The organism is Tunturibacter psychrotolerans (assembly GCF_040359615.1).
Lineage (GTDB): Bacteria > Acidobacteriota > Terriglobia > Terriglobales > Acidobacteriaceae > Edaphobacter > Edaphobacter psychrotolerans.
On sequence record NZ_CP132942.1, the window covers coordinates 1,955,398 to 1,972,763 of the forward strand.

General features: G+C 58.1%; 16 protein-coding genes and 1 tRNA gene. 9 read left to right on the forward strand and 8 right to left on the reverse strand.

The genetic code is table 11. The annotated features are described in order from the left end of the window. Positions 1–50 precede the first annotated feature (50 nt). Both RBB77_RS08070 and RBB77_RS08075 read left to right on the forward strand, forming a co-directional pair. The gene (locus RBB77_RS08070; protein ID WP_353066288.1) at positions 51–1,487 is read left to right on the forward strand and encodes a phosphoglucomutase/phosphomannomutase family protein; all 1,437 of its coding nucleotides are present in this window, start codon (positions 51–53) and stop codon (positions 1,485–1,487) included. Further along, positions 1,484–2,149 carry an HAD-IA family hydrolase gene (locus tag RBB77_RS08075; protein ID WP_353066290.1) on the forward strand — a complete coding sequence of 222 codons (666 nt, stop codon included), beginning with the start codon at positions 1,484–1,486 and terminating at the stop codon, positions 2,147–2,149. The genes RBB77_RS08070 and RBB77_RS08075 overlap by 4 nt, the downstream gene beginning before the upstream one ends. Before the next feature lie 299 nt (positions 2,150–2,448). On the opposite strand, the gene RBB77_RS08080 is transcribed toward RBB77_RS08075, so the two are convergent. From RBB77_RS08080 to kdsB, 4 genes are all read right to left on the reverse strand, one after another. After that, a complete protein-coding gene (locus tag RBB77_RS08080; protein WP_353066292.1) occupies positions 2,449–2,799 on the reverse strand; it encodes a hypothetical protein in 351 nt (116 codons plus the stop codon). A gap of 40 nt (positions 2,800–2,839) precedes the next feature. Then, a complete protein-coding gene (locus RBB77_RS08085) occupies positions 2,840–3,259 on the reverse strand; it encodes a VOC family protein (protein ID WP_353066294.1) in 420 nt (139 codons plus the stop codon). 22 nt (positions 3,260–3,281) lie between these two features. Then, positions 3,282–3,644: a VOC family protein gene (locus RBB77_RS08090; RefSeq protein WP_353066296.1), complete on the reverse strand. Its 363-nt coding sequence runs from the start codon at positions 3,642–3,644 to the stop codon at positions 3,282–3,284. A gap of 65 nt (positions 3,645–3,709) precedes the next feature. Next, positions 3,710–4,420, reverse strand: a complete 711-nt coding sequence (gene kdsB / locus RBB77_RS08095) for a 3-deoxy-manno-octulosonate cytidylyltransferase (RefSeq protein WP_434557112.1) — start codon at positions 4,418–4,420, stop codon at positions 3,710–3,712. 132 nt (positions 4,421–4,552) lie between these two features. Between kdsB and RBB77_RS08100 the strand changes: the two genes are divergently transcribed. The 3 genes from RBB77_RS08100 (at position 4,553) to RBB77_RS08110 (ending at position 8,701) form a co-directional block, all read left to right on the forward strand. Next, positions 4,553–4,629 (forward strand) — tRNA-Met (locus RBB77_RS08100). Positions 4,630–4,774: 145 nt separating this feature from the next. Then, positions 4,775–6,010 (forward strand): S41 family peptidase, encoded by a 1,236-nt coding sequence (locus RBB77_RS08105; protein ID WP_353066298.1) that lies wholly within the window; start codon positions 4,775–4,777, stop codon positions 6,008–6,010. Between the two features lie 75 nt (positions 6,011–6,085). After that, positions 6,086–8,701, forward strand: a complete 2,616-nt coding sequence (locus tag RBB77_RS08110) for a penicillin-binding protein 1A (protein ID WP_353066300.1) — start codon at positions 6,086–6,088, stop codon at positions 8,699–8,701. Here RBB77_RS08110 and ribF read toward each other — a convergent pair. The 4 genes from ribF to RBB77_RS08130 are packed head-to-tail and all read right to left on the reverse strand — an operon-like array spanning position 8,652 to position 12,116. Next, positions 8,652–9,632 (reverse strand): riboflavin biosynthesis protein RibF, encoded by a 981-nt coding sequence (gene ribF, locus RBB77_RS08115; protein ID WP_353066302.1) that lies wholly within the window; start codon positions 9,630–9,632, stop codon positions 8,652–8,654. The two genes, RBB77_RS08110 and ribF, sit on opposite strands and share 50 nt — an antisense overlap. Then, positions 9,632–10,432, reverse strand: a complete 801-nt coding sequence (locus tag RBB77_RS08120; RefSeq protein WP_353066303.1) for an MBL fold metallo-hydrolase — start codon at positions 10,430–10,432, stop codon at positions 9,632–9,634. Before RBB77_RS08120 ends, ribF begins: the two co-directional genes overlap by 1 nt. Before the next feature lie 2 nt (positions 10,433–10,434). After that, the gene (locus RBB77_RS08125; RefSeq protein WP_353066305.1) at positions 10,435–11,049 is read right to left on the reverse strand and encodes a DUF1844 domain-containing protein; all 615 of its coding nucleotides are present in this window, start codon (positions 11,047–11,049) and stop codon (positions 10,435–10,437) included. Positions 11,050–11,051: 2 nt separating this feature from the next. Continuing rightward, positions 11,052–12,116 (reverse strand): YgfZ/GcvT domain-containing protein, encoded by a 1,065-nt coding sequence (locus tag RBB77_RS08130; RefSeq protein WP_353066307.1) that lies wholly within the window; start codon positions 12,114–12,116, stop codon positions 11,052–11,054. 58 nt (positions 12,117–12,174) lie between these two features. Between RBB77_RS08130 and RBB77_RS08135 the strand changes: the two genes are divergently transcribed. The 4 genes from RBB77_RS08135 (at position 12,175) to RBB77_RS08150 (ending at position 17,363) form a co-directional block, all read left to right on the forward strand. Then, positions 12,175–13,746, forward strand: a complete 1,572-nt coding sequence (locus RBB77_RS08135; protein WP_353066309.1) for a hypothetical protein — start codon at positions 12,175–12,177, stop codon at positions 13,744–13,746. Positions 13,747–13,784: 38 nt separating this feature from the next. Then, positions 13,785–14,651, forward strand: a complete 867-nt coding sequence (mtnP, locus tag RBB77_RS08140; protein WP_353066311.1) for an S-methyl-5'-thioadenosine phosphorylase — start codon at positions 13,785–13,787, stop codon at positions 14,649–14,651. A gap of 74 nt (positions 14,652–14,725) precedes the next feature. After that, positions 14,726–15,670 (forward strand): PfkB family carbohydrate kinase, encoded by a 945-nt coding sequence (locus RBB77_RS08145; RefSeq protein WP_353066313.1) that lies wholly within the window; start codon positions 14,726–14,728, stop codon positions 15,668–15,670. 73 nt (positions 15,671–15,743) lie between these two features. Beyond that, positions 15,744–17,363 (forward strand): glycosyltransferase family 39 protein, encoded by a 1,620-nt coding sequence (locus RBB77_RS08150; RefSeq protein ID WP_353066316.1) that lies wholly within the window; start codon positions 15,744–15,746, stop codon positions 17,361–17,363. Positions 17,364–17,366: the final 3 nt, after the last annotated feature.

A 17,366-nucleotide genomic window follows, 5' to 3' on the forward strand; every position in this document is an offset into this window, starting at 1 on the left:
CTCAACCTGGCTTGTCGTGCATCAATTCATTCAGGAAAATCGAACAAATTATGGCTGAGACGGTTGTAAAGTTTGGCACTGACGGCTGGCGGGGCATCATCGCGGATGATTTTACGTATGCGAATGTACGGGTCGCGGCGGCTGCGATTGCGAATTATGTTTTAGCGCACGAAGACGCGGCGGCCGGGGTGTGCATCGCTTACGATACGCGGTTCGGCTCACACTCCTTCGCGAAGGTTGTTGCCGAAGTGCTGGCCGGGGCGGGCATCCCGGTGGCTATGGGTGCGGAGATTACGCCTACGCCTGCACTTTCGTTCGCGGTGCGCGAGCGCAAGGCTGCGGGCGGCGTGATGATCACCTCGAGCCATAATCCGGCCGAGTGGAATGGCGTGAAGTACAAGGCCAGTTATGGCGGTTCGGGCAAGCCTTCTATCATGGCCGCGATCGAGAGCTATCTCGACAAGCCGCTGGTGAAGGCCGCGAAGCCTGCGTCGATCGAGACGGCCGATTTCAACACGGATTACGTTGCTGCGATTGCGCGGTTTGTTGATCTCGATGCCATTCGCTCCTCCGGGTACAGGTTTTTGATCGATTGCATGTATGGCGCGGGGCGCGGGGTGGTTTCAGGCATCTTCTCGAGGGCGGGCATTCCATACGTCGAGATTCGCGACGAGATCAATCCTGCTTTTCCTGAGATTAATCCTGAGCCGATTATGCCGCACATCAAGGTTACGCGGGGCGCCGTGGTTGCTACGAAGTGCGATGCGGGGCTGATCACGGATGGCGATGCGGACCGTATTGGTGCGGTGGATGAGCATGGCAACGTGGTGGATGCGCACAAGATCTTTGCGGTGCTGTTGAAGTGGTTGCTCGAACGCAAGAAGTGGCCCGGCGATGTGACACGCGCCTTCAACACGACGAAGATGCTCGACCGAATCTGCGCGAAGTATGGGCGGCGGCTGCATGAGCATGGGATCGGCTTCAAGTATGTCTGCGACCTTATGCTCGAGCAGGAGATTCTGATTGGTGGCGAGGAGTCGGGTGGCATTGGCATCAGCCGGCATCTGCCGGAGCGGGACGGGATGCTGAATTCGCTGCTGCTGGCCAACGTGATGGCGGACGAGAAGAAGACGCTGGGCCAGCTTGTCGCGGCGTTGCAGGAGGAGTTCGGCGAGCACCAGTATGGGCGCATCGATATGCATATCAATGAGGAGTTGAAGCAGTCCGCGATTGCCAGGGCGAAGGCTGGGGTAAAGGACTTTGCGGGTTTGAAGGTGCTGCGGGTGGAGACGCTGGATGGGATCAAGTTCTTTTTGGGGAATCCTGACTGTGCCAGCAAACCAAATGCGGCGGAGACGTGGCTGCTCCTTCGCGCCTCTGGGACGGAACCGCTGCTGCGGGTGTACTGCGAGAGTTGTTCGGTGGAGTCGGTGAATAAGGTGTTGGCGGCAGCGCAGGCGTTTGTCCTGCAAGGACGTGAGGCTTGAGCGAGACGGTTTGTGTGACCGCGAAGGGCATCCTGTTCGATATGGATGGAGTACTGATCAGCTCGATTGGTGCGGTGGTGCGTTGCTGGCGGCAGTGGGCGGAGCACTATGAGATTCCGAATGCGGAGGTCTACGAGGTGCCGCATGGGGTGCGGGCTATCGAGGTTGTGAAGGCGCTGCGCCCGGATATCGACCCGGAGGAGGGACTGCGATACATCGAGGATCTGGAGATGGATGATATGGCTGACCTGGTGGTGCTGCCGGGGGCGAAGACTCTGCTGGAGAGCCTGCCGGTGGAGCGGTGGGCGATTGTGACTTCTGCGACGAGAAGACTTATGCTGGGTCGGCTGAAGGTGGCGGGTTTGCCGATTCCGGAGCGCATTATCAGCGCAGACATGGTGGAGCGGGGTAAGCCGGATCCTGAGCCGTACCGGCGTGGTGCCGAGCTGCTGGGATTGCGGCCGGAGGATTGTTTGGTGGTGGAAGATGCACCTTCTGGGGTTGGCGCTGGGTTGGCTGCTGGGTGCCGTGTGCTTGGTGTTGTAGGAACGCACTCTGCTGCGGAGCTGGGGCGGGCGCAGTGGATAGTGGGATCGCTTGAGGGCGTGGCGGTGACCGTAGGCGCAGCGGGGCTCGAGGTTCGATTCGCTACGATGGTCTGAAGCTGGGTGATGCTTTACCCCCCTCCCCCCTTACCTTCGCGTAAATTCCTTTGTATCAGCCATTTACAAGATTCGTTCTTCGCAAAATCGTCATTGCAAAAGGCTTACGGCTAAATTCGTCCAGTCAAAGGAGTTACGGCAAATTGTCTGTCTGGACACGCAAAAAAAGCTCCGGGGTTGCCGGAGCTTTTCTTTGTCGATATCAAGTATAGCTAATTGAACCGAACTGATACGCCACATGCATGTGTTTGATTGTTAGTGGTTTATCGCGTTTTAGGGCTTGACAAGGTTTTCTGTGTCTACCAGTGGATGGTGGGGGTGAAGATGTAGTGGGTTTCGAGGAATGATGCGAGGGGGAAGAGGATCAGCATGATGGCGGTGGCCCAATAGAAGAGTTGCAGGGGGAGGGTGGCGAAGAGGGACGAGTGGGGGTACGGTTCGGCTTCGCGGAAGATGAAGGCGCCGACGACGGAGATGCCTGCCGAGAGGGCCAGGAGGAGGAGCGAGTCGATCACGCGGTCGCGGCTGGCCTGGTGGGGCTGGAGGAGGAGTTGGGGGTCTTCGAGGGTGAAGAAGATAGTGTGGAAGACAGCGAAGAGGGAGAGCAGGCAGAGGAGAAGAGCTACGGGTTTGGCGAGTTCGAGCAACATGCTCCGGCTCCGCTAGTAGTTTACTGCACGGCGATTCGGTTTAATCCGCCGGGCCGGCGAAGAGGATGAGATTTCCATCGGGATCGGTCACGATGAAGGTACTGCTGCCCCAGGACTCCTTCTTGAAGGTTTGACTAAAGCGCACTCCTGCGGCCTGGTAGCTCAAAAAGAGCTGTTCGATTTCTTCTGCGGTTGCGAGGGTGAGCGAAGCAGAGAGTAGCTGCTCGCGCTCGCGAATATCGCCAACGAACACGGGTTCGTCGACCACACGTAGATTGAGGCGCGCATGGTCTCGGGTGACCTGGCCGAAGTGGGGTGGATCGCCGTAGACGAAGGCGACCGTGAAGCCGAGCTTATCGGCATAGAAATCGCATGAGGCTTTGATGTCTGCGACGAACAGTTGCGCTTCCGTCGAGCTGAGAACAGGGCGAAGTAGAGTTTGTTCGGCTTGATGGGTCATGGCGCTTGCTCCAGCGGCTTGGTTAGTCGTGATGGAAGTAAAAGAGATTCCCGTCCAGATCCTCCACCGTGAACTGGCGTAGTCCCCAGGGTTTTCTTTCCAGAGGATCCACGATGTTGGCGCCTAACGATGTTAACTCCTGAAATGAGGCATCGACGTCTTCAGCGAATACCCAGTGAACGGTGGGTTCGAAAGGCGGTTTCCTTCTGCGAAAGAATATTGCCACGTTTTCGCGTGAGACTGCGCCGATCTCTTTGTCGGAGTAAAGCCAACCAATCTTAAAGCCGAGTGCATCTCTGTAGTGCTGTTGTGCCCGTTCGACATCGGCGACAGGCAGCTCCGGCACTGGCTGACCAATCGAGTTCGGTTTCTCTTTTGCGCCCATGGAAGCTCTCCTTGCACTCCTTTATGGACCAAGACCGACTTTACGTCAAATTGGAGGAGAGTGCCTCAGCGCAGGAGCAAGGCTTCGACGCGATGGAGGTCTTCTTCGGTGTCGACTCCGATGGTGTCGTGCTCGGTGGGCTCTACGTGAACCGGGATGTTGTTTTCGAGGAAGCGGAGTTGCTCGAGGCGCTCGGTTTGTTCGAGGAGGCTGGGGGGTAGGGTGGGGAAGCCCTCGAGGGTGTCCTTGCGGTAGGCGTAGAGGCCGATGTGCTTCCAGTATTGAGGAGCGGCTCCATCGCGGTCGTATGGGATGGTGGCTCGGGAGAAGTAGAGGGCGCGGCCGTCGGTTGCGGTGACTACTTTTACGGCGTTGGGGTTGGTGATGTTTTCTGGTGTACAGAGGACTTTGAGGGTGGAGACTTCGACGTGCTGCTGGGTGAAGGGGCGGAGTAGGGCGGTGAGGTGCTCGGGCTTGAGTAGGGGCTCGTCGCCCTGGATGTTGACGTAGATGTCGGCGTGGTGGTGGCGGGCGACGGCGTGGACGCGGTCGGTGCCGCTGGGGAGGTCGGGTGAGGTGAGCTGGACGGGCCATTGATTGCGGTGGCAGAGCTCGGCGACTTCGTCGGAGTCAGCGGCGATGAGGACGCGGTCGAGCTGAGGGCAGGCGCTGGCGGCGTCGTATACCCAGGCGAGCATGGGGCGTCCGGCGATGGTGCGGAGGACCTTGCGGGGCAGGCGGGTGGAGGCTAGGCGGGCGGGGATTACGCCGAGAATGGTCGGCTTTCCGTCGTGGCCCGCCGGCTTTTCGCTGTGGCCGGAATCAAGTATGATTGGAGATGGCTGTGCCGTGGCGATCGTTCTCTCTGACTACAGAGATGTTTGTGCCGGCATACCCCTTTACACATTGGCGGTGTAGCTCAGATGGTTAGAGCGACGGACTCATAACCCGTAGGTCGGCAGTTCGATTCTGCCCACCGCCACCAAAGTGTTATAGCGACTGCAGGCGCACTCTCTATGGATCGAGAGTATCATTTTGTCTATGTTGTATCGCCTGCGGGAGCTTTTGCCTGCGGGATGCGTCTAACCGGTATTGTGCCGGGAACACCCCTTTTGGAGTCGCACTGAACTATGCCTAAGATCTCGAAGATTTTGTTGCTTGCTGTTTCGGTTGTTCTTGTGGTCACCGTGTTTTTAGGGGTGAACTCAAACCCAGTGAGTGCTGCGAGCGAGCCGCAGGATGGGGCTTATCGCCAGATCAATGTGTATAGCGAAGTGCTGCGGCATATTCAGACAGACTATGTCGAAGAGCCGAACATCAACGCGGTGACAAATGGCGCGTTGCGTGGGCTCCTGGAGTCGCTTGATGCTGACTCGAGCTATCTGACGCCGGACGACTATAAGGCGTTCAAAGAAGATAAGGGCGGCAAAGCGCAGGTAGGGATCAATGTGTCGAAGCGGTTTGGGTATGCGACCGTGGTTTCGGTGGTGCCGGGAAGCCCGGCGGATAAGGCGAATCTTACTGACGGCGACATTATCGAGGCGATTGGGCCCCAGGATACGCGGGATATCTCGCTGGCGATGATTCAGTTATTGCTGGAGGGCCAGCCGGGGAGCGAGTTGACGGTTTCGGTGGTGCGGCCGCGGAAGGCGGCGCCGGACAAGATTGTGATGACGCGGGTGTCGACACCGCCGCCGCCGGTTGCGGAGACGATGTATGAGAACTCGTCGATTCTTTACTTGAAGCCTGGCGTGCTGGATCACGATCACGTGCAGCAGATCGAGGCCAAGCTGAAGGCGATGCCGAAGGCGGGGAACAAGAAGATTCTGCTCGATCTGCGGGACGTTGCAGCGGGCGATATGCCGGAGGCGACGCGGCTGGCGAACTTCTTCCTGAAGGACGGCACGATTGCGATGCTGGAGGGGCAGAAGGTCGCGAAGCAGACGTTTACGGCGGAGGCTTCGAAGGCGATCAATCCGACAGCGCCAGTGGTGGTGCTGGTGAATCGTGGGACGGCGGGGCCGGCAGAACTGGTGGCTGCGGCGCTGCTCGATAACAAGCGGGCGGATCTGGTGGGTGAGAAGACGTTTGGTGAAGGTGCTCAGCAGAAGACGTTTGAGCTGCCGGATGGTGCGGCGTTGATTCTGTCGATCGCGAAGTATGAGTCGCCTTCGGGGAAGAAGCTGCAGGATGACGGCGTGACGCCGGGTGTGCTGGTAGCTTCGAACACCGAAGAGGCTGTGGCCGAAGAGGATACGGCTACGCCGTCGGAGAAGCAGCAGCAGACGCCGCTGCAGAAGCCGGCGGTGACGGTGGATGAACAGCTGACGAAGGCGCTTGATCTGCTGAAGAGCAAGGCTGCTTAGGCGCGATTTTAGGCGCTGCGACTACGACTTTTTGGGTGGATGACGGTGTGTCGGACCATGCTAAGGTGAAGATGCGTGCAGATCCTACACAGCCGCGATCCGAAGACTCCGGCGCCTGAGGAAGTTCCTGACTGGCAACGAGCGCTTCGTCGTGCCACGTTGAATGGACCCGATTATCCGAGTCGCCGTATTGCGAGGCGAGTGGCGTTTTATGTGCTGCTGGGTCTGTCGGCTGTCTTCGGCGCGCTTTGCGGGCTGATGGTGGTGTACTCGATCGATCTGCCGCAGATGGATGATCTGGCGCGCTATCACCCCAACACCACGACTGAGCTGCTGGATGTACATGGGAAGGCGTTCGGCTCCTTTGCGCTGGAGCGTCGCGTGGTATTGCCGTATGCGGAGTTTCCGCCTGTTCTGCGAGAGGCGATCATCTCGATTGAAGACAAGAGTTTTGAGAGCAACTGGGGTGTGAACCTGGTGCGGGCTGTGGGGGCTGCGTACCGGGATCTGCATTCGAGCGGGAAGGCGCAGGGCGCATCGACGCTGACGATGCAACTGGCACGCAATCTGTTTCTCTCGTCGGAGAAGACGTATGGCCGCAAACTGCAAGAGGTATTTCTCTCGATGCAGATTGAGCGGCGATTTACGAAGCAGCAGATCTTCGAGTTATATGCGAACCAGATTTATTTAGGGCATGGGACCTATGGGTTCGAGGCGGGGTCAGAGTTTTTCTTCAGCAAGCACGTCCGTGAATTGACGCTGCCGGAGGCCGCTCTGCTGGCTGCGTTGCCGAAGGGGCCTGAGGCTTATTCTCCGATCAAATACCCGGATCGTGCGCTGAAGCGCAGGAATCTTGTGCTGAGCGAGATGCTGGCCGATGGCAAGATCACGAAGCGGCAGGCAGAGGCAGCGGAGGCGGCGCCGCTGGGACTGCATCTTGAGGCTCCGGCGAATACCGTTGCGCCGTATTTTGTGGAGGAGGTGCGGCGGCAACTGGAGAAGCAGTACGGGGTGGAGCAGGTTCATGGTGCGGGGCTTCGTGTTTATACGACGCTTGATCTTGATCTGCAGCAGGTGGCGAATAAGGCGATTCTTGATGGCACCGCGACCTATGAGCGGCGACGCGGTTGGATCGGAAAGCTGCCAAACGTGGTGCTCGATGGGGCGGATGTTGTGAGCTATCGTCATCCAGATTGGGCACAGCCGATCCAGAAGGGGAGCTATGTTCATGGCGTGGTGACGACGGTCTCCGCGAAGAAGGTGACGGTAAAGCTTGGTACGCAGCAGGCAGTGCTGACGCCTGAGGATTGGAAGTGGACGCAGAATTCGGATGGCGATAGTTTCCTGCGTTCCGGCGATGTGGTTTATGTGAAGGTGGAGAACGTCGCTGCAGATGGTACGCTGCGGGCGTCACTGCAGCAGGATTCGGGAGCTCAGGCTTCGATGATGGCAGTCGATAACTCTACCGGTGAAGTGCTGGCGATGGTGGGGGGACGAGACTTTGCGCTGTCGCAGTTCAACCGTGCGACCCAGGCGCAGCGGCAGGTGGGTTCTTCGTTCAAGCCGTATGTTTACACGACGGCGGTTGAGGCAGGCGCGAAGCCTACGGACATCATTGTCGATGGACCTACAACGTTTCCCACGCCGAATGGGCCTTATACACCGCATAACTATGAGGCGGATTATAAGGGCGCGATGACCCTGCTGAATGCGTTTGCAGAATCGAGAAATATTCCGGCGTTGAAGCTGGCGGACCGCTATGGGATTCGCAAGGTGATTGAGACAGCGCACAACTTTGGAATCACGAGCAATATTCCAGTGTTTCTTCCGGTTGCAATTGGTTCAGCCGATATCACGCTGGCCGAGCAGGTAAGCGCATACAGCGTTTTTCCTAATGACGGCATTCGAATTGAGCCGAGATACATTCGCAAGGTGACGCAAGCGGACGGGTTGCCGCTGGATGCTACGCCATCGCAGGTGTCAGAGGTGATCTCGGTGGAGACTGCGCGCACGATGATGCAGTTTCTGCAGGCGGTTGTGCGGCAGGGAACGGCGGCTTCTGCTTCGCAGCTGAAACATCCTCTGGGGGGTAAAACCGGAACTACGAACGACTTTACGGATGCGTGGTTCATCGGATTTTCTCCGTCTATTACGTGCGGGACCTGGATTGGTTTTGATGACCGCGAGTCTTTGGGAGAGAAAGAGACTGGCGCACGAGCGGCGCTACCGATGTGGATGGACTTCATGCGCGCGGCGATTGCGAACAAGCCGGATGAACAGTTTCCAACTGCGGGAGCACCGAAGAAGAAGCTGGACGTGCCGTTGAGTGGCGTGGCCGATGCTGCGAAACCGTTAGAGCCGCTAGTGCCGAAGCAGGTAGAGGATCCTGATGCGTCTCGTGGCGAGGGTCCAAAGCATGTCGCCCCGACTGTTGCTGCGCCAGCGCCTGCAGAAGAGAAGCCCAGGGTGCCTGATTCCTCTCATTCTGTGCCGAGAGCGACTACTGTTCCTACGCGAACAACTCCAGTGTTCGCTACGCCTGCGCCAGCGGAACAGAAACCGAAGGCGTCTGAAGCGTCTCGTCCTGCGCCGCAAGCGGTTGCTGTTCCACCTCGTGCGGCTATGGGGTTGTCACAGAAACCTACGGACGAGCGGAGTGGAGTTTCGAACCCACCACCCGACATATATTGAAGTAACGTTTCGCCTTTGCGACGTCGCGGCCTATCTGTTCTTTGAGCGCTTCGGGGTTTGGCCAGCGAATCTCTGCGCGCAGACGACGCAGGAACGTCAGGGTGAGCGGTGTGTCTTCGTTGAGATCGATGGGGTGGAAGTTGAGCAAGTGCGACTCGACGGTGAAGGAATCGGCGCCGAAGGTGGGGCGATTGCCTACGTTGGTGACAGCGTCGAAGGTCTCGCTTGAGGCGCCTTCGCCGACTGTGAGTGTGGTGATGTAGACGCCGTTTGCGGGAAGCAGCTCCGTGTATCGAGCGAGGTTGATCGTGGGGACGGTGTAGCGTGTGCCGTAGCCGCGGCCCGAAGCAGGTGTGCTGCAGATGGCGAAGCTGCGGCCGAGCAGAGCACGAACATGATTCATGTCGCCTTCCGCGATCATCTGGCGCACACGACTTGATGAGATGGTCTCGCCGCGTAGATGACGAGGTGCATAGACGCGCACGCCAAAACCGAGTTCGCGGCCCAGGACTTCGAGGCTTTCAACGCCTGCCTCGGCCTGATAACCGAAGCGGAAGTCTTCGCCTTCGTGCAAATGGGTGACGTGCAAGGTGTGTGCGAGGACTTCGGTGGCGAAGGTACGTGCGGTCATGCGGGAGAGCTCATTCGTGAAGGGAATCACGAGGACCGCGTCGACGCCTGTCTCAGCGAGCAAGTGCAGTTTTTGGGGAAGAGGCGTGATGAGAGGCTGAGTCGATTCAGGGCGGATGACTCGCGCAGGATGCGGATCGAAGGTGATGGCTATTGAGCGGATGCCTAGAGAGCGAGCCTGCACAACTACTTCGGCGATAACCCACTGATGTCCGCAGTGAACGCCGTCGAAGTTGCCGATGGTGGCAATGGATGGGCCGAAGTCTGATGGAACGTCTGCGAGTTGGCGAAATATCTGCATCAGGCGATCTCGAAGGTGAACGTGAGTCCGTCGTAGGCGAGGCGGATGTGGGGCGGGAGTTCGGCTTCGGTGGCGCTGTGGTCGAGTTCGTGGCTCATGTGGGTGAAGAAGGCGCGGCGGGGTTTGAGCTGTTCGACGAGTGCTACCGATTTGTCGAGATGCGAGTGGCTGGGATGAGGATCGCGGCGGAGGGCGTCGAGGATGAGGACGTCGAGATCCTGCAGCAGCGGGAGGCTCTCTTTGGGGATGTCGCTCATGTCGGTGAGGTAGGCTGCGTTGCCGAAGCGGTAGCCGGTGATCTGCTCGCGGCCGTGGGTGACGGGGACTCTGCGAAAACATGCTCCGAAGAGATCCACGCCTGAGCCGGGAGTTGGGTCGATGCGATGGACTTCGACGCGAGCGCTGGTGGGATAGCGGTCTTCTTTGCGAAAGGTGTACTCGAAGATGCGCTCCAGCGTTTTTGCGGTGTGGTCGTCCGCGTAGATGGGCAGGTGATGGTTGTGACGGAAGCTGAGGGGGCGAAGGTCGTCGAAGCCGAGAATGTGGTCGGCGTGGCCGTGGGTGTAGAGGACGGCGTCGATGCTGCGGATGTTTTCGCGGATGGCCTGTGCGTGGAAGTCAGGGCCGGTGTCGACGAGGACGGTGTGGTTGTTGTAGTCGAGTCGGATGGACGGGCGGGTGCGGCGATTGCGGGGGTCTCCGTCGGGAGAGACGGCGGAGGTGCAGACGGCGCAGTCGCAGCCGAGGGTCGGCACCCCCATGGAGGTGCCGGTGCCGAGGAAGGTGAGGGTGGCCTCCATCGTTAGCGGACGATGCTGGGGCCGACGGGGCCAGGACGACCTGGGCCGCCGGGTGCTGCCTTAGAGGCTGCGGAGCGGGCAAGAGCCTGCGTGACTTCGAGGAAGGCCATGCGGAGCTCGAATAACGCGCTCTCGAGCAGGCGGGTCTCCTCGGTGGAGAGATTGCCTTTGGTCTTTTCTTCGAGGACGGAGAGCATATCGATGCTCTGGCGAGCTCCGAGGATATCGACCTGGGGCTGCTGGCCTTCCTGCGTAGTGCCGCCGAGCTGCATGATGGAGGTCATGTAGACGGACTGGACGAGCTGGTCGAAACTCATCGTGGGCGGGTGGTCCATGCCGGGGTTGGCGGAGCGGATGGCGGTGTCGAGACGATCTGCTGTCATCTCGTAGGCGCGCTTTGCCTGATCGGTTTGCTCGGCGGTTAGTGCCGGCGGGAGTTCCGGCTCTTCAGGAGTGGCTGCGGAGGCTGCCTGAGGCGGTGTTGCGGGAGCGGGGTCGGCCGGCCTGACCTCGCGTTCTTCTTTTTCTGGCGAAGGATCAGCGTCGGGGCGCAACTCGCCGTCCATGGTGAACTTGCGACGGTCTGTGACAACGAAGGGTTTGTTCTGTTCAGGCATGATCACACTCTTTCAGAAGGTTCAGATGCAGCCTGTGTTGCGGAGGCTGCAGGAGGAGAAAAGGGAAGCAAGACCGGCCGTGCGACTCCACCGGGGTAGTTGATGGGAAGGCCGCGATCCAGGGCTTCGCGGCGGATGTAGCCTAGCCCAAGATGAACTGGATGTGTTTCCGCGGGTAAGGGGATGGCCGCGACGCTGGTTAGTTCGCCGACCTGCTTGCCGTCCGCTTCGAGTGGGGCGCCGATGGGCGGGAGGTCGCCTTCGAGACGGAAACCGCTGAAGGTACGGTGGACGTTGCCGCGGGAACGGATTCGCTCGACGATTTCCTGGCCGAGGTAGCATCCTTTGGCAAAGTGCAGGGCGCGAGCCTGATTGGTCTCCTGTGGAAGCTCGCGGTCGCGGATGTCGGTTCCGATTCGGGGAGTTCCTTCGAGGATGCGGAGCCATTCGAGGCTCTCGTCTTCGCAGATGACCGCGCCGGCGGCTTGCAGAGCATTGGAAAGGGATGTGGTGGTCGCGTTATCGGCCCAAAGTTCATATCGCGGCGCGAGGGGACCGTATGCGTGAATGACGGCCACTTCGGCGTTGTTCCATAGGATTATGCGAGTGGAAAGGGTATCGAGATCATCGATTGCGAAGCCGATTCGCTGCAGGAGCGCCGCTGCTTTTGGTCCGGCTACCTGTAAACCGAAGCGTGTGTTGCTGATGTCTGCAAGCTCGACATCGTCCATGATGATGAAGCGGTCAAGGAGTGTGATTAAGCCCGCGAGCTGATCGGAGCTGGTCTCTATGAGTAGATCTTCACGGTTGGCGAAGATGGTGGCGTCGCCCTGAATGCGGCCCTGAACGCTGAGGAAGAAGTTGTAGGTGCCCTGGCCAAGGCGCAAATCCTGAATAGAATTGGTGACCATTCCGTTCAACCAGCGAACGCGATCTTCGCCAGTGACCCGAATCCAACCGATGTTGTGGAGGTGAGACAGGCCAACGTTCTGCAAGAGTGCGGCGAGCTGCGGGGCTGAGCCCGGGGTTGGCGAAGCGGTGATGTCGGATTGTGCTGGCGAACTCATGGAGGAACGATGCAAAAAACTTGCGTACACTTGATTATAGCGGTGGATCGAGAGGGTTATGTTGCAGGGTGTGCTTTGCGGCGCGAGCCGGAGTTCGATTAGGTTGGTCGCGGGAGTTGCGCTGTTGTCGGCCAGTTTTATAGCTTACGGAGCGCAGACGGCGACTCCCAGTGCACCTCAGAATAACGCACCTGCCGCGAACCAGCAGCCTATGACGAAGCAACAGGCGAAGGAGCTCTTTCGTTCGGTGGATGAGATTCTTGGCTTCGTCAGCAGCGACACGAAATTGCCGATTGAACATGCCGTGAAGAGAAAGCTTATTTCGCGTGATCAGGTAAATCGTTACCTGAAGGAGAAGTTTGACGAGGATGAGGGCGCCAAACGCATGGAGCGGTCAGAGATTGTGCTTAAGAAGTTTGGAATGCTGGATCGCGACTTTCATCTTCGAACGTTTTTGCTGTCTTTGTTGACCGAGCAGATCGCGGGTTTTTATGACAACAAGACGAAGACAGTGAACCTGCTGGACTGGATCGAGCCCGACGAGCAGAAGCCTGTGCTGGCGCATGAACTGACACATGCACTGCAGGACCAAAAAGTCGATCTTACGAAGTGGTCTGACGTGAGCCTGCCTAGCACCTCCCACAATGTGCAGGAAGATAATCACCACCTGCAGGTGGATGAGGCAGACACCGCGCGCACCGCAGTGGCGGAAGGACAGGCGATGGCTGTTTTCGTCGACTACACGCTGCGATCTTCGGGCAAGACGATCGCCGACGCGCCGGATCTTGCCGACAAGCTGAAGGAGCAGGTCACAGATACAGGGGGATCGCCTGTGATGGCACGGGCGCCGTTGCTGTTGCAGGAGTCTCTCCTGTTTCCGTACGGCGATGGGCTGAGCTTTGAGCAGGCGATTCTGCTGAAGGCGGGTAAAGAGGCTGCGTTCGGCGGCGTGCTTGCGAATCCGCCCTCCTCCAGCTTCGAGATTATGCACCCGGATGCCTACATGGCTCACGCACCAGTGCCGGTGATTCGATTGCCGGATATTCATCCGCTGCTCGACCCGGAGTACACACCGTACGACATTGGCGTGATGGGGGAGCTGGATGTTCGCATCCTTGCGGAACTGTTCGGTGGGAGAGAGATTGCAACCGCACTTGCGCCGGAGTGGAACGGCGGAGTGTACTACGCGGCGCAACGCAAATCGGCTGTGACCCAGGCAGAGAAGGAGTCGACGGCGTCTATTGGGTTGCTCTACTACTCGCGCTGGAAGAATACGGACTCGGCGCGGTCATTCCTGCGTGTCTACGCGGCGCAGATTCCGAGGAAGTATTCCAACGTCGTGGAGCGGAAGAAGGATGAGACCGACGATACGGAGCTTGTTTACTCCACGAATGAGGGAGATGTTTTGATCTCGCGAGTGGGAGATGGCGTATTTATCGGTGAGGGTTTCAACCTTACGCTGGCACGAAAGCTGCGCGACACAATCGTGAGTGTGCAGCCAGAGGGGCCGATGCAACAGGCTGCCATGCCGATGTTGGAACCGGCTTTTTCGATGTCACACATTCTGGCGTCGTTTGGTGCGGTGAGTGAAAGCAGCCTGCAACGGTATACTTCCAGAGGGGCGAAGTAACCAGCCGGACGACGTTCGCAAAAGGGAGCAACAGCATTTTGAAGAAGGCAGAGATTGGAATTATCGGGGGCAGCGGCCTGTACGCCATGCCCGGACTTACAAATGTGCGCGAGGAGCGCGTGACGACTCCATTCGGAGAGCCGTCCGATGTATTTGTGTTGGGTGAACTTGAAGGTCGCAATGTCGCGTTTCTTGCTCGTCATGGACGCGGCCATCGCATTCTGCCAAGTGAGTTGAACTTCCGCGCCAACATCTTCGCGATGAAGATGCTTGGGGTCGATAGCATTCTTTCGGTCTCTGCGGTGGGCTCGTTGAAAGAGGAGCACAAGCCGACGGACTTTGTGATTCCCGATCAGTTTATTGACCGCACCTTTGCTCGGGCGTCTACGTTTTTCGGTGACGGCATCGTCGCTCACGTCGCGTTTGGCGATCCGGTCTGCGCGCCTCTTGCCAATGTGCTGAAGCAGGCTTGCGATACTGTTGGCGTGGTCGGCAAACTCGGTGGGACCTATGTGTGTATGGAAGGGCCACAGTTCTCTACGCGAGCCGAGTCGAATCTTTATCGGAGCTGGGGTGCGGATGTGATTGGGATGACCAACCTGCAGGAGGCGAAGCTGGCTCGCGAGGCTGAGATTTGCTACGCAACCGTGGCAATGGTCACAGATTACGATTGCTGGCGTGAAGGCCACGATGATGTCACCGTGGATCAGATTGTTGCGGTGATGCACCAGAACGCGGACAACGCGTCAAAGGTGGTGCGAGCGGCCGTTGCTGCGATGCCGGCGGAGATGACGAAGGGATGTGCCTGTGTCAATGCGTTGAAGTATGCCATCCTCACTGATCGTAAGGCTATTCCAGAAGAGACAAAACAGAAGCTTTCGTTGCTGATTGATAAATATCTCTGAGTGGGATCGTTTCGCGCTCAGACCTTTATGTAGCAAACACAGTTACTAATAAAAAGATAATCCATAAGGAGTCTATGTCAATTCTTGTTGTAGGTTCAGTGGCATTCGATAGCATTGAAACTCCTCACGGCGCTGTGAAGAACTGCCTGGGCGGCGCTGCGACACATTTCTCGCTGGCTGCGAGTTACTTTACCCAGGTACGCGTTATTGGTGTCGTTGGGAAAGACTTCACTGCGGAACATGAGGCGATCTTCACTCGTCGCGGCATCGATACGAAGGGCATTGAGCGCTCTGAAGGGCTTAGCTTTCACTGGACTGGTTCCTACTCGGGCAATATGGATGAAGCCAAGACGCTGGGTACCGACCTGAATGTGTTCGAGACCTTCGAGCCGAAGATTCCGGATGCGTATAAAGACAGCGAGTACCTTTTTCTGGCGAATATTGATCCTGTCTTGCAGGCGCGTGTGCGTAGCCAGATGCCGAAGGTTCGCATGGTGTGCGGCGACACCATGAATTATTGGATCGCGGATCATTCGGCGAATCTTGCCAAGGTGCTGCGTGAGTTGGATGTACTGCTGATCAACGATGGTGAGGCGCGCATGCTGGCCGGTGAACGTAATCTGGTTGTTGCCGCAGAAAAGGTCCTTGCCATGGGTCCGAAGACCCTGATCGTCAAACATGGCGAGTATGGGGCGACTGCTTTCTTTAGCGATCGCTCGTTCACCGGGCGCGAGAAGGCTTTGCGGCCGTTCCGGGCACCAGCGCTTCCTCTTGCAGAGGTCGTCGATCCGACCGGCGCGGGCGATTCTTTCGCTGGCGGTTTCTATGGATACCTTGCGTCTCAGCCTGAGTTGACTCCGGCGGTTCTTCGTACCGCGATGTTCTACGGCGGAGTGATGGGTTCTTTTGCGGTGGAGCGTTTTGGAACCGAGCGTCTGCAGAATGTCTCTCGCGAAGAGATCGACGAACGGTTCAAGCTCTTTTTGGAGATCTCGCACCTTGAACATGCGGGCGTCTAAATCGTCTCGAACTTCTCGGCCCGGCAGATCGGCGGCATCTGGCATCTCAGGACGTGTCGTTGATTCTGGCTCAGTGAAGCTGGACCCCGAAGCGGTAACACCGGCGACGCGGCAGGAGACGTTTCCTGTCGCGTTGGGTGCTGTGCTGTTGTCTTTCATCGCGTTGCTTCTGTCTTATTCGCGCGGCTATTTGCTGTTGTACGGCGATGCGGTCGCGCATCTTGGAATTGCGCGTCGCATTCTTGATTCGCACAACCCTGGGCTGGTTCAACTTGGCGGAGTGTGGTTACCGCTGCCGCATCTTTTAATGCTTCCATTTGTTCAGAAGATGGAGTGGTGGCAGAACGGGCTCGCGGGGGCATGGCCTTCGTTGATCTGCTACATCGCCAGCGTAGCGGGTATTTATCGGCTTGCGCGCTGGATGATGATTCCACGCTGGGCGCTTGCTGCAACTGCTCTTTACGCACTGAATCCCAACCTACTCTATCTCTCGACGACAGCGATGACGGAGCCGCTGTTCTTGATGCTTCTGATCTGGACGACGCTGCTGACGGTAGAGTGTGTTGCCGCGATCAAGAGCTCTCAGCAGAGTGCGGTCAGCAGCCGTCTGCTTCTGCTCGGAATCTTCATTCTGGCTGCTGTGTTCACCCGATATGACGGCTGGGTTCTGGGTGCTGCGGTTTGGTGTGTTGTTACTTTCTGTTTGGCGCGTGAACGTGAGGTGTGGCGTAGCGTCAGTTCTTCTTTTATTGTTTTTACGTTTCTCGTGATTGCGGGCCCCATTAGCTGGCTCGCTTACAACCAACATTTTTTTCATGATCCCCTGGACTTTATGCGTGGGCCTTATTCGGCAGCGGCAATTGAAAAGAAGACGATGCCGCCCAATGGGCAACATCATCGCGGCTGGCATAATCCTGCGTGGGCATTGCTCTTCTACACTCGCACCGCACAGATCGACGCAGCGTTTTGGGAGACGGGCTTTGTCTTGATCGGTGCTGCGGTGGGGGGCTTGATTGTGGTGATCCGTCGCCGCTTCGTTCTGTCGTCGCTATTGCTGTGGATGCCGCTGCCTTTTTATATCTACTCTGTTTCCTACGGCTCGGTGCCGATCTTCATTCCGCAGCTGTGGCCGCACTCTTACTACAATTCACGTTACGGGATGGAGTTGCTGCCGGCGCTTGCGGTCTTTGCGTTTCTGGCTGTGCAGTGGATTGAGCGGCGATGGAGTGAGACGCAGCCGATGGCCAAGAGACTGATGCAGCCAATTGCACTTCTGCTGATCGCGCTCAATGCCGTCGGGATGATGTATCGCACGCCGCTGGTGCTGAAGGAAGCGCTAGTCAATTCGACCACTCGCGTCGGGTTCGAGACGGCGCTTGCCCGTCAATTGGGAGGGTTCCCGTACGGGTCGACGATCTTGATGTACAACTCCGATCACGTCGGGGCGCTTCAGGATGCCGGGATTCCTCTTCGGATGACAGTGAACGAAGGCGACAGCGACAGTTTTCGAGCTGCGCTGGCCGCGCCTGCCGAGCATGCTGGTTATGTTGTCGCGATTGCCGGGGATCCGGTGGCCCAGGCTGTTGCGATGCATCCGGAAGGGCTTACTGAGGTGACGATTCTGTGCACGACCGGCCAGCCTTGCGCGCGCATTTATAGATCCGATCGAGCGAATAGCGCTTTACCGAAGTGAAGC

Excerpts from the sequence above, each read along its gene's own strand:
- RBB77_RS08120 (WP_353066303.1), bottom strand. The coding sequence starts at position 10,432 with ATGGAGGCCACCCTCACCTTCCTCGGCACCGGCACCTCCATGGGGGTG.
- RBB77_RS08130 (WP_353066307.1), bottom strand. The coding sequence starts at position 12,116 with ATGAGTTCGCCAGCACAATCCGACATCACCGCTTCGCCAACCCCGGGC.
- RBB77_RS08090 (WP_353066296.1), bottom strand. The coding sequence starts at position 3,644 with ATGGGCGCAAAAGAGAAACCGAACTCGATTGGTCAGCCAGTGCCGGAG.
- RBB77_RS08070 (WP_353066288.1), top strand. The coding sequence starts at position 51 with ATGGCTGAGACGGTTGTAAAGTTTGGCACTGACGGCTGGCGGGGCATC.
- RBB77_RS08145 (WP_353066313.1), top strand. The coding sequence starts at position 14,726 with ATGTCAATTCTTGTTGTAGGTTCAGTGGCATTCGATAGCATTGAAACT.
- RBB77_RS08125 (WP_353066305.1), bottom strand. The coding sequence starts at position 11,049 with ATGCCTGAACAGAACAAACCCTTCGTTGTCACAGACCGTCGCAAGTTC.
- RBB77_RS08135 (WP_353066309.1), top strand. The coding sequence starts at position 12,175 with ATGTTGCAGGGTGTGCTTTGCGGCGCGAGCCGGAGTTCGATTAGGTTG.
- RBB77_RS08105 (WP_353066298.1), top strand. The coding sequence starts at position 4,775 with ATGCCTAAGATCTCGAAGATTTTGTTGCTTGCTGTTTCGGTTGTTCTT.
- RBB77_RS08085 (WP_353066294.1), bottom strand. The coding sequence starts at position 3,259 with ATGACCCATCAAGCCGAACAAACTCTACTTCGCCCTGTTCTCAGCTCG.
- RBB77_RS08080 (WP_353066292.1), bottom strand. The coding sequence starts at position 2,799 with ATGTTGCTCGAACTCGCCAAACCCGTAGCTCTTCTCCTCTGCCTGCTC.
- ribF (WP_353066302.1), bottom strand. The coding sequence starts at position 9,632 with ATGCAGATATTTCGCCAACTCGCAGACGTTCCATCAGACTTCGGCCCA.